This is a genomic window from uncultured Campylobacter sp., from assembly GCF_938040115.1.
Lineage (GTDB): Bacteria > Campylobacterota > Campylobacteria > Campylobacterales > Campylobacteraceae > Campylobacter_A.
Map to the genome: position 1 here is coordinate 1 of NZ_CALHXD010000332.1, position 10,744 is coordinate 10,744.

14 protein-coding genes and 1 pseudogene are annotated in these 10,744 nt (G+C 49.4%); 6 read left to right on the forward strand and 9 right to left on the reverse strand.

The window, feature by feature from the left end:
* The 6 genes from Q0314_RS11110 to Q0314_RS11135 all read right to left on the reverse strand — a co-directional run.
* On the reverse strand, positions 1-804 hold an 804-nt coding region (locus Q0314_RS11110), incomplete at its 3' end, for a fumarate hydratase (protein ID WP_298059048.1).
* Positions 805-958: 154 nt separating this feature from the next.
* Positions 959-1,132 carry a hypothetical protein gene (locus Q0314_RS11115; RefSeq protein ID WP_298059051.1) on the reverse strand — a complete coding sequence of 58 codons (174 nt, stop codon included), beginning with the start codon at positions 1,130-1,132 and terminating at the stop codon, positions 959-961.
* Positions 1,133-1,211: 79 nt separating this feature from the next.
* Positions 1,212-2,543 (reverse strand): hemolysin family protein, encoded by a 1,332-nt coding sequence (locus tag Q0314_RS11120; protein ID WP_298059053.1) that lies wholly within the window; start codon positions 2,541-2,543, stop codon positions 1,212-1,214.
* Positions 2,544-2,927: 384 nt separating this feature from the next.
* Positions 2,928-3,140, reverse strand: a complete 213-nt coding sequence (locus Q0314_RS11125) for a hypothetical protein (RefSeq protein WP_298059054.1) — start codon at positions 3,138-3,140, stop codon at positions 2,928-2,930.
* Positions 3,128-3,292 carry a hypothetical protein gene (locus Q0314_RS11130; protein ID WP_298059055.1) on the reverse strand — a complete coding sequence of 55 codons (165 nt, stop codon included), beginning with the start codon at positions 3,290-3,292 and terminating at the stop codon, positions 3,128-3,130. The genes Q0314_RS11125 and Q0314_RS11130 overlap by 13 nt, the downstream gene beginning before the upstream one ends.
* A 33-nt stretch (positions 3,293-3,325) precedes the next feature.
* The gene (locus Q0314_RS11135) at positions 3,326-3,781 is read right to left on the reverse strand and encodes a DUF411 domain-containing protein (RefSeq protein ID WP_298059057.1); all 456 of its coding nucleotides are present in this window, start codon (positions 3,779-3,781) and stop codon (positions 3,326-3,328) included.
* Between the two features lie 124 nt (positions 3,782-3,905).
* Between Q0314_RS11135 and Q0314_RS11140 the strand changes: the two genes are divergently transcribed.
* From Q0314_RS11140 to Q0314_RS11150, 3 genes are all read left to right on the forward strand, one after another.
* Positions 3,906-4,979, forward strand: coding sequence for a putative transporter (locus Q0314_RS11140; RefSeq protein ID WP_298059059.1), 1,074 nt, complete (start codon positions 3,906-3,908; stop codon positions 4,977-4,979).
* An 8-nt stretch (positions 4,980-4,987) separates the two neighbouring features.
* Complete coding sequence (locus Q0314_RS11145; RefSeq protein WP_002947000.1) at positions 4,988-5,128, forward strand: hypothetical protein; 141 nt, start codon at positions 4,988-4,990, stop codon at positions 5,126-5,128.
* Positions 5,129-5,356: 228 nt separating this feature from the next.
* Positions 5,357-6,166: a M48 family metallopeptidase gene (locus Q0314_RS11150; RefSeq protein ID WP_298059063.1), complete on the forward strand. Its 810-nt coding sequence runs from the start codon at positions 5,357-5,359 to the stop codon at positions 6,164-6,166.
* 517 nt (positions 6,167-6,683) lie between these two features.
* Here Q0314_RS11150 and murI read toward each other — a convergent pair.
* Positions 6,684-7,742 (reverse strand): glutamate racemase, encoded by a 1,059-nt coding sequence (gene murI / locus Q0314_RS11155; protein ID WP_298059066.1) that lies wholly within the window; start codon positions 7,740-7,742, stop codon positions 6,684-6,686.
* A gap of 147 nt (positions 7,743-7,889) precedes the next feature.
* Here murI and Q0314_RS11160 point away from each other — a divergent pair, with 147 nt between their 5' ends.
* The 3 genes from Q0314_RS11160 to Q0314_RS11170 all read left to right on the forward strand — a co-directional run bounded on the left by Q0314_RS11160 (position 7,890) and on the right by Q0314_RS11170 (position 8,844).
* A complete protein-coding gene (locus Q0314_RS11160) occupies positions 7,890-8,135 on the forward strand; it encodes a hypothetical protein (RefSeq protein WP_298059067.1) in 246 nt (81 codons plus the stop codon).
* A gap of 46 nt (positions 8,136-8,181) precedes the next feature.
* Positions 8,182-8,538, forward strand: coding sequence for a GNAT family N-acetyltransferase (locus Q0314_RS11165; protein ID WP_298059069.1), 357 nt, complete (start codon positions 8,182-8,184; stop codon positions 8,536-8,538).
* Between the two features lie 63 nt (positions 8,539-8,601).
* Positions 8,602-8,844, forward strand: coding sequence for a hypothetical protein (locus Q0314_RS11170; RefSeq protein WP_298059071.1), 243 nt, complete (start codon positions 8,602-8,604; stop codon positions 8,842-8,844).
* Positions 8,845-8,919: 75 nt separating this feature from the next.
* Here Q0314_RS11170 and Q0314_RS11175 read toward each other — a convergent pair.
* Positions 8,920-10,274: pseudogene (locus Q0314_RS11175) on the reverse strand (FAD-dependent oxidoreductase).
* 134 nt (positions 10,275-10,408) lie between these two features.
* The coding region (nrdD, locus tag Q0314_RS11180; RefSeq protein WP_298059073.1) for an anaerobic ribonucleoside-triphosphate reductase at positions 10,409-10,744 on the reverse strand (336 nt) is incomplete at its 5' end.

The window sequence follows — 10,744 nt, forward strand, 5'->3', positions numbered from 1 at the left end:
GTTGATAGCGACCGGCAGGCCCGCGATGTGGGTCGGATACCACTCGATATTTACTTTTACCGCGGTCGTGTCGCCGCCTAGACCTTGCGGTCCGACGCCCGTTTTGCAGGCGAGCTCTAGTAGCTCCTCCTCTAGCTTGGCGTATCTAGGATCCGGGTTTTTGCTGTCTGCGGCGCGAGCGGCTGCGTATTTTGCCATTAGCGCGGCTTTATCCATCGTGCCGCCTATGCCCACACCAATCACCATCGGAGGGCAGGCGTTTGGACCAGCTAGCTTAACGGTGTCTAAAAATACCTTTTTCACGCCCTCTAGGCCGTCTGCTGGTACTAGCATCTTTAGAGCCGATTTGTTCTCACTACCAAAGCCCTTTGGAGCCACTTTTATATGGATTTTATCGCCCTTTACTATCCTTACATTTATGACGGCAGGGGTGTTGTTCGTCGTATTTTTACGCTCAAAGATCGGGTCGTTTACGACTGATTTGCGCAGGTAGCCGCCCACGTAGCCGTCTTTTACGCCCTCGTTTATCGCGTCTTCTAAAAATCCGCCCTCGATATGCACGTCCTGTCCGATATCGACGAACACGACCGCCATGCCCGTATCTTGGCAGATCGGCGCGATGCCCTTTTGGGCTAGATCGGCATTTTGGAGTACCTTGCCTAGGATGTCTTTGCCTATCGGCGAGCTCTCGTTTTCTCTAGCTTTTTCAAAAGCCGCTCTCATATCGGGCGTTACGACGTAACAGGCCTTCTTGCAAAGCTCGCTGACGGTTTTGGAGATTAATTCCGCTTGAACTACTCTCATCTGTCCTCCTGTATTAAATTTGTTTTATAAATTTCAAAATATAAAATTTAATTTTTATCTCTTATTAAATTTCGCGAAGTTTATCAAAATAAGCTAAAAAGTTAGATTAAATTTGTGGATTTTGAGAGAGTCTGAGAGAAAAATCGGCGCAAATTTAGCGAGGCAAATTTAACGCCAATCCTGCAAGGCTTGGCCAAACCGCGATAAATTTAGCGCACATGCGGCAAGCTAAAATTTGACGAAACGGCTTAAATTTGAGCTGATTTACGAACAAGGCGGAGTCTTTCAAATTTAGATCGGTTAAATTTGAGAAGCCGCTTGCGCGCATAAAATTTCAAAAGCCAAATCCGCCCTCAAATTTACAATCAAATTTACGCACCGCTCGCAAAAGCAAGGCGCAAATTTACTCAGTCCTCGTCCTCTTTTTCTTCGATTTTTCTGCGCACTTTGACGCTAGAGATGCTAGCGCCGTCCATCTTGCGCACCTCGTAGTAGCAGTTTTCGTCCTCGATCTTGTCGCCCACGACCGGCAAGCGACCGATGAGATTAAAGACGTATCCGCCGATCGTTAGCTCCTCGGTCTCGTCAGCAAAGCTTATCCCCATCAGCTCCTCGACGCTTTCAAGGTCAAAGCGCCCCTGAAACTCGTAGATATTTTCGTTGATCTTTTTGTAGTGCGGGTCGGCGTCGTCGTGCTCGTCGTTAAAGTCGCCTAGGATTTCTTCCATTATATCTTCCATCGTAAGAAGCCCCGCCGTGCCGCCGTATTCGTCCACGACGAGAGCGGCCGATATTTGCTGCTTGTTCATCATCACGAGGATTTTAGATATCGAGAGATTTTCGGGCACAATGACGAATTTTCGCACGATGCTGTCAAATTCGCGCTTTTTATTGCCCAAATCGATTTGCAAAATATCTCTGATATGAATCATGCCTAGTATCGCGTCCTTGCTACCGTCGATGTAGGGATAACGCGTGTATTTGGAGTCAAAGATCACTTTGATATTTTCTTCGTAGCTTTTTTGCTTGTTTATGCAGACCATATCGCGGCGCGGAGTCATGATCTCTTTGGCGACCGTGTCGGAGAAGTCGACCGCATTTTTGATGATCTCGGTTTCAAAGCTATCCAAAACGCCGCCTTTTAGGCTCTCGCCCACGATGATTTTTATCTCTTCTTCGGAGTGGGCTAGCTCGCTATCTTTGGCGGGCTTGATGCCTAAAATTTTAAGCGAAACGCCGGCTAGAAAATCAAAAGTCTTGATAAGCGGCGAGAAAACCACCCAAAATACGTGCAATGGACGCGCGATGGCAAGGACTGCTTTTTCAGATTTTGCGATGGCGACTGACTTTGGCACTAGCTCGCCTAGCACCACGTGCATGAGCGTGATCAGCGTAAACGCGATCGCAAACGCGACGGTGTGGACTAAAATATCATTTAGATTAAAGTATGTTTTTAGCGGCTCCTCGATCAGTCTAGCGACCGCGGGCTCGCCGATCCAGCCAAGAGCCAGCGAGCTTAGCGTGATGCCTAGCTGCGTGGCGGAGAGGTATGTGTCGAGGTTGTTTGACATATCAAGCGCGGTTTTCGCGTTTGGTACTTTGTCCTTAGCAAGCTCCTCTAGGCGGCTCTTACGGACTTTGACGATGGAAAATTCTGATAAGACGAAAAAAGCGTTTAGAAATACGAAGAAAAACGCGAGAGCGATCATAAAAAGCGAGTCGGCGCTACTGGGGTGCAATTAAAATCCTTAAAAAATTAAAATGAAATGCGGCGATTATAGCAAAAAATCGGGAATTTTAAACTGAAAGCTCATTTTTGCCGCCTCTAGCGCGAGCGAGCGCCGCGGAGGCTATTTTTGCCGCGTTTTGGCGCTTTTGGCCGCGTGCGTGCCTTGCTTTCGGCTTAAATTTGGGTGCAAATTTAAGCTCCGCGCTAAACTTGTAATACAAATATTGCTTATATTATGCGCCGTTTGGCTCAAATTTGCGGAATTTATTTAAATTTGAGTCCAAATTTGACGCGCCAAGACCCGCACTGCAAAAATGCTAGCAGTTAAATTTATAAAATTTAGGCCAAGCTTGCGCCGTCAAATTTGCCCGCCGAATTTATAAATGCAAAAATCCTAAAACTGCGGTTTGCCGCCGTTTGCCTTCGCACCGTTTACGAAGTCTATCGCTATTTTCTGGCAGGCCTTTTTGTCTTTTTTCTCAAGGCACAAAGTCTCAAGCTCGTCGCGGCTCATACCTTTGTAATCAGCCACCGTTTTAGTCGTGCCGCCCATATAAAGCCACGCAAGAAACCCCAAAATAAACAGGATAAAAATTAGTCTCGCCACGCCCGCTCCTTTGCGAATTTATTTTTAATGATACAGCGGCGGGGGTTAAATTTAGCTTGATTTTGCGCTAAATTTGACGAGATGCGGCACTCAAATTTAAAAAACAGTCTCGCGGTAAAAATCGCCGCAAAACCCGGTAAAACGATGGCCACGGCGTTGGTAAATTTTACGCCGATCTCGCTAAATTATTTTACCTTCTTGCCGTTTTTATAGCTTGCGAAAATTTCGCTCGTACCGTCCTTTTTAAACGCGATCACATCATAGTCCTCGACGATGCCGCCCTGCTCCATGCCGGGGCTTCCCAGCGGCATGCCGGGTACCGAGATGCCCACGACGTCAGAGGGTTTAGCGCTCAAAAGCGCCTTTATTTCTTCAGCCGGCACGTGCCCCTCGATAGCGTAACCTCCGACTATACCGGTGTGGCAGCTAGATAGCTCCGGCGGAACGCCGTATTTGTTTTTCGTTTCGATTATCGCGTTCGTTTTGTGTTCTACGATTTCAAAGCCGTTTTTTTTCATTATCTCGCCCCACTTTCCGCAACAACCGCAGTCCGGGCTTTTATAAACTTCGATCGTCTCGCCTCCCAGAGCCGCTGACGCAAGCGCCATAAGTAGCGCAAATCCCAAAATAGTCTTTTTCATTTTCATCCTTTGTAAAAAATTCGCCGGATTTTAACGTAATACGCATAACAGTAATCTAACGCGCATAAATTTAGCCTGGTTTTGCTATACTTTGCGACTAAATCTCAAATTTAAAGGCAAATAGATGTTTTCGTCGTTTTTCGCGAGCAAAAAATGGGTGCAGTGGGCGCACCTGGGCGTGATATTGATACTAGCTCTTACCTACGCGCAGGTGCAGCTAACGGTAGCGATAAACGAGTGGTACAAGGGCTTTTACGACATATTGCAAGACGTCAAAAACCACACGGTGGGGGACTTTTGGACGGAGATCGAGATTTTTGCCGCGCTAGCGTTTCCTTTCGTGCTACTAGGTACGGCTATATCGTATTTTACGCGGGTTTGGACGCTTCGGTGGCGAGAGGCGATGACCTTTAGCTACATCGACTATTGGAAAAAGACGCCAAAAGATATCGAAGGCAGCTCGCAACGTATCCAAGAGGATATCTACCGTTTTGCTAAGATCGTCGAGGATCTGGGTACCACGGTGGTTGATGCGGTTATGACGCTAGTGGCCTTCGTGCCCATCCTTTGGGCACTTAGCGCAAAGGTAAAAGTGCCGTTTATGGAGAACGTAGCCGGCTCGCTCGTGTGGATCGCGGTGGCTACAAGCGCAGGCGGCCTCATCATCTCGTGGTTTGTGGGTATCAAACTGCCCGGCCTTGAGTACAACAACCAAAAAGTCGAAGCCGCATTTAGAAAAGAGCTCGTCTACGCCGAGGACGACAAGCAAAACTACGGCGATACGCGCAAGCTAGAAGAGCTTTTTCAAAAGATAAGATTTAACTTCGGCAGGCTCTTTTTGCACTACGGATATTTCGACGTTTGGAAATACAGCTTTAGCCAAGCCATGATCATCGTTCCGCTCATAGCCCTAGGCCCTAGCGTGCTGACGGGCGCGATAACCCTAGGCGTGATGATGCAAGTCGTAAATGCCTTTTCTCAGGTGCGCGCTAGCTTGTCGATATTTATAAGAAACTGGACGACCATCACCGAGCTACGCTCCATACATAAGCGTTTGAAAGAATTTGAAACCAACATCGGCTACAAGGGCACGAAAAACGAGAATAACGAGGGGCTGGGGCTTGATATATTCGCCTATTGGGCGATCACGATCGCAGCCTTTGCGATATATTTAAAGCTAATGGAATTTAGCGTGTAAAAACCGTCATGTTTCGTCGTCAGCTCAAATTTATCGTTTCGGACGTAAATTTGACGGTTAGCTTGGCTGTAAATTCGGCAAATTTAACGAACTCGCGGTTTTTTAAATTTGACGGCTTGCAAGCAGCGGTTAAATTTGAGCTTGCGTAGCTGCGTCCGAGCCGCTAAAATTTGCCGAATTAAGCCGAATACGCAAAACGCGAACCCGTTTAAACCCACCCAAACGGAGCTCAAATTTACGCCGTCAAATTTCAAAAACGCAAATTTACCCGCCGTTTCTTTACGAATTTGACGCCGTTAAGCCAAATTTAAACGCCTATTTACGAATTTATAGCTGTTTTAGAGGTATAATCGCCAAAATCTCGCAAAGGATGAAAGATGACGATAAGGAAAATTATTTTGCTCGCCGTGTTTACCGCGACGATGCTGACGGGCTGCTTCACCAGCTCGACTAGCGGCGGCGCGCTTGGCGAAAACAGACGCCAGATGTTTCTAGTCAGCGAACAAGAGATGAACGAAGCCGCAGCCAAAGCCTACGTGCAGACTCTTAGCGGAGCGCGTCAAAAAGGCGCGCTAAACATCGATCCCGTGATGACCAAAAGAGTGCAAGACGTCGCCAAACGCCTGATCGCGCAGGTCGGGGCGTTTAGAGAGGATGCGCTCAAGTGGAAATGGGAAGTAAACGTAATCGACGAAAACACGATAAACGCGTGGTGTATGCCCGGCGGCCGTATCGTCGTTTATAGCGGCATCATCAAAAATCTCTCGCTCACAAACGGCGAGCTAGCCGCCGTCATGGGGCACGAGATCGCGCACGCGCTGCGTGAGCATAGCCGCGAGCAGGCCAGCACGGATATGCTCAAAAACGTCGGCATTTTCGCCGTTTCGCAGGCTGCGGGACTGGGCGATCTAGCTACCGGCGCCATAAATATGGCCGCTCAGTACACCATCTCGCTACCGTTTTCTCGCTCGCACGAGCGCGAGGCCGACCACATCGGCACGGAGCTGATGGCGCGCGCGGGCTACGATCCTAAAGAAGCAGTAAACGTCTGGGTCAAAATGTCGCAAAAAAGCGGCGGTAGCGTGCCTGAGATACTGAGCACCCACCCGTCTAGCCAAAGCCGCATCGCCGATCTACGCGAGGTCGCAGCCAAGCTCGAGCCCGTGTATCTACAAGCCAAAAAGTAAAATTTGGCTTGCGTGCCGGCTCTTTAAAGCGCTTTGGGTTACTCGCTTTAGGTGGTCGCGTCGGTGTTAAGTAGATTTGTAAGGCGGATAGAGGAGTGCAACAAGCTCCGGTAACGTCCGCCGTATCTTAAAAATTTAAACTATTATTTCAAATTTGCCGCCGAGTTTATGATTTGTTCCGAAAAAAGGCAAATTTATTTTTGCTTCAGTCTTTTTTTGGTCGTCAAATTTGCTGGTAATTTTATAAATTTGCGTCGAATTTGCCCGCGCATGCCGATAGTTGGCGTTAAATTTACGATCGACGTCCATGTCAAATTTGCTTTATGCGATTTTGCTTTTCGAAAAACTCCTCGTAAAAGTCGCTGCGTCTGCGAAAATTTGACGCGATCGTCTTGTTTGGCCGTACCGATTTTCGCGGCGTCGCATGGACGATTTTTTCTTTTCCGTTCTAGCCAAATTTAACGACCAGTGCCGAATTTATAGTATATTTACGCCGTTAAACGCCGTAAATATATCGCTAACCAATCTCCCGCATCGCATCAAGCCGTTTTAAAAACAGTTCCACCTTGCGCAGCTGCGCCGCATCTAGCGCCCTGCCCGAGTAAAAATACTCCACGCTGTTGCCGTTTGGATAGTAAATTTTGCCGCCGCTCTCGTCGCATCTTTCTGCACCCTGCTCGTCGCCACCTTCCTTGCCTTGCTCGCCCTCGCCGCGCCCTTCCGAGCCTTGCTTGCTCTTGTCTTTTACGCTCTCGCCGCCTGCGTCTAGATCTTCCGCGTCAAATTTACCGCCATGCGCCGATGAATTCGTATCGAATTCTACGCCACCGTCCGCGTTAAATTTAGTTGTCCGCGAGGGCAAATCCTCGCCGCACGCAAGCTTTAACCCTCCGCCCAGCTCGCTTGCAAGGCGGTTTAGCGTGCCGTCGATGCCGTCGATGATGCGTACGTGAGGCGGTAAAATTTCGTGCAAAACGTCCTTGAAATAGTTAAAATGCGTGCAACCAAGCACGAGCGAACCGAGGCGCTCAAGCTCAAATTTAGCTAGTTCCTCCCGCAGATACGCCCGAACCGCAGGCGAGTCAAACTCCAAATCCTGCGCAAACTCCACGAGGCGCGGTAACGCCAGGCTCCACGTCTCGCACTCTAGCCGCCCCACGAGGCGCGCGAGCTTTTCGCCGGCGATCGTTAGCGGCGTGGCGATGAGCAGCGTCGGGCGCGCGCCGAAGCTGTCCGCAGCGAGCTTGACGGCGGGCTCCATGCCGATGACGGGCACGCTAAATGCGCCGCGAAGCTCCGAGATAGCCGCGCTCGTGGCGGTGTTGCAAGCAACGACAACCGCGTCCGCGCCGTGCGCGACCAAAAACCCCACCGCATCAAGGCTCAGCCGCACGATCTCGGCCCTGCTTTTCGTGCCGTAGGGGACGTGATCCTCGTCGGCAAAATACAAAAACTCCGCCCCGCTAAACCGCCGCAGAGCCTCGGCAAGCACGCTCAGCCCGCCGATACCCGAGTCAAAAAACGCTATTTTCAAATCTTTATCCAAGGTTAAATTTAAAAAGAGATTATAACTCAAATTTGCGGCGATTTCGCCTTTGGACGCAAATTTTACCTTTTTGCGGTTGCTAGACCCGCGCCTTTATCGACGTACAAATTTGACGTTTTTGTTGCTGTTTTTAATCAAATTTGGCGTAAAATCGGCTAAATTTAAAAAGGATTCAAAGTGCAAGAAAATCTCGCCGATGCAAAATACGAAATCTCGCGCGCCATCAAGGCCGATCTAGCCGCCATCACGCGCATTTGTAACGCAAGCGTTTTAGAGCGAAACGCCACGGCCACGCTGCACCCCGTGGGCATAGAGGAGCGCCAAGCGTGGTTTGACATGCACGAGGCGACAAATCGCCCGATATACGTGCTGCGCGAGATTTGCGAGAGAAAATTTGACAAGCGGAGAGGGCGAAACATTTAAGGCTAATTGCGAGAGAAAATTTGACTCGAAAGGTAAAAATTTGGGCGTGCAAAAGATAGGCGCCGTAAACCCAAAAGGCGAAATCTTAGTCTGGGGTAGCCCTAGCGACTATCATCCGCGCGAGGATTACCGCATCACGGCCGAAATCAGCGTCTATGTCGCGCCTGGGGCTCGCGGCAAGGGGCTCGGCGGACGGCTAGTAAATTTTATGCTTGAGCGCGCGCCCGAATTTGGCATCAAAAACATCGTCGCGCTGATATTTTCCAGCAACGCAGCAAGCCTAAATTTGTTTGCAAAATTCGGCTTTACGCGCTGGGGCGAGCTACCCGAAGTCTGCGATATGGGCGGCAAAATCGAGAGCCTGACGATACTGGGTAAAAATTTATGCTCCGCCGCCAAATAAATTTCATCATCTTTCAAAAGTTCGCGATAAATTTAAAGGATGTAGGAAAAAACGCTATTTGCGTTGGCGTTTACGGCTGATTTTGCGTTTGGCTCGTCTAAATTTGAAACGCCAGAAAAAGAATGCAATGACGGCGATATGGAGTCTTGCCTTAAAGCCGCTTTTCAATACGAAGACGACGACAAAAAACTCAAACTAGTTAAAAAAGCTTGCGATTCCGGCAAAGATAGTCCTTTCATTAATCCATCGCCGAAATTTAAAGAAACTCGGCAAACATCCTACGGCGCGTATGAAATTTTAAAATAATGCATCGAGCCGTAGGTCGATAAATCGATAAAATCGATTACGGCTCGCCTTATTGTATTTATCTAAAAATTTAGGCTAATCCAAAAGCTCGGCCGCAAATTTATCTTCGTTAAATTTCCTTCCCAAAAAGGCACAAACCTCGCGCGCATCGCGAAGCGCGTTAGCCATGCAGCTAGTAGCTCCGGGGCTTGGCGTCATGTTAAAGCTAATGCCCTCATCGGTGTTTATGCCCGCTTCTCCCAGCATCAAACGCCCGCTTGATTTATCCAGCACCTGCGGGCGCACTCCGCCGAAATTTCGCGCGCAGCTCACGTCTTCGTAGGCTAGCGAAGGCACTATCTTTCGCGCCGCTTTGACGAATAGGCGGCGATTTATACAGGGGATTTCGTAGGCGAAATTTTTAAATAGATAATTTCTAATCTCGCTGTCGCAAAGCAGCTCAAACATCGACCTAGCCACCCTGCCGTCAAACCTCAGCGTCTTTAAAAAGTCCCAAAACGTTGCACTTCCGCGGTATCGCTCTAGCTTTGGCATCATTAGCGCGGTGGGGCCGAACCTCGTGCGCCCGTCCGCTAGGATATCGGCGTCGCCGTGTAGCGCGGCAAAGGGCAGCTTTGGGTTTTGCACCATATAGACCTTGCCCTTTAGCAGGTGTTTGTCGCTCATATAAAAGCTCCCCGCAACGGGCAAACAGCTGTAATCAAGCCCATAACCCATCTTGTGCGCCAAAAACAGCGAATGCGCGTCCGCATCGACTACGACGTAGTTCGCGCTAAATTCGCGCCCGTCTTTAGCCGTGAGGCAAAAGCCATCGCTAGCGCGGACGATCCGCTCTATCTCGCAGCTTAAAAACACGTCCGCGTCGCGGTTTTCCTTAGACGCGACATCTCGGGCGTTTTTTACGAAGCTCTTAGCCGCGCGCCCGAAATCAATCGTCGTGTATTCGCCGCTTTGCACGCCCATCGCCACGATCTCTTCGCTTCTATCGCCGCTTTTATCGGCGTTTAAAACGACGTTTGGCTCAAGGCCTTTTAGCTCGTCTTTCTCAAAAAGCCGCAGATACGGATAAATTTCGCGAAATTTACTAAATCTCTCGCGCAAAGCCGCGCTCTCCTCCTCGCCTACGCCTAGAACCATCTTTGGTGCGAGAACATAAACTCGCCCGCGTAGCCGTGCATCAGCGCGTATTTTACGACCATGCGCGCCACGACGCTTACTTTTTTGGCTTTTTCATAATCGTAGTTCGTTTCTATATCGCCGCAGTGGATCGTCTGCGAGTTACACTCTCCGCGCGAATTTAGCGTCGCTAAGTCTTCGTATTTTTCAAAAAGCGCAAGGCTTTTTACGTCCGCGTAGCGCGCGAGCTGATAAAATAGCGCGCAGCCCGAAATTCCGCCTCCTACGACGGCTACCTCGTAATGTCTCTTCATAAAAGCTCCGTAAATTTTCGGCGTATTTTGCCTAAAAATGCTTAAATTTGATTGAGTTTAATGGGTTTTAAAAAATGCGTCGGCACAGCTAGCGGCGGCAAATTTAAAAGCTAAATTCGCCGCCTAAATTTACGCTATTTCGCGCCATTTTGCGCTTTAAACTCCGCCAAAAGCTCCTCGTCGCATTTAGGGCAGTATTCGTGCTCGCCGCTGATGTAGCCGTGCTTGGCGCAGACGCTAAAGACCGGCGTTATCGTGATGTATGGCAGCTTGTAGTTGTTTATCACGCCGCGCACGAGGTCTTTGCACGCTTCGGCCGAGCTGATACGCTCCTTCATGTATAGGTGCAGCACCGTGCCGCCCGTGTAGGAGCTTTGCAGTTCGTCTTGCAGATCGAGCGCCTCGAACGCGTCGTCGGTGAAATTTGCCGGCAGCTGCGTGGAGTTGGTGTAGTAGATATTTTCGCCAAA

Excerpts from the sequence above, each read along its gene's own strand:
- Q0314_RS11115 (WP_298059051.1), bottom strand. The coding sequence starts at position 1,132 with ATGCGCGCAAGCGGCTTCTCAAATTTAACCGATCTAAATTTGAAAGAC.
- Q0314_RS11145 (WP_002947000.1), top strand. The coding sequence starts at position 4,988 with ATGTTTCGTCGTCAGCTCAAATTTATCGTTTCGGACGTAAATTTGACG.
- Q0314_RS11140 (WP_298059059.1), top strand. The coding sequence starts at position 3,906 with ATGTTTTCGTCGTTTTTCGCGAGCAAAAAATGGGTGCAGTGGGCGCAC.
- Q0314_RS11135 (WP_298059057.1), bottom strand. The coding sequence starts at position 3,781 with ATGAAAAAGACTATTTTGGGATTTGCGCTACTTATGGCGCTTGCGTCA.
- Q0314_RS11150 (WP_298059063.1), top strand. The coding sequence starts at position 5,357 with ATGACGATAAGGAAAATTATTTTGCTCGCCGTGTTTACCGCGACGATG.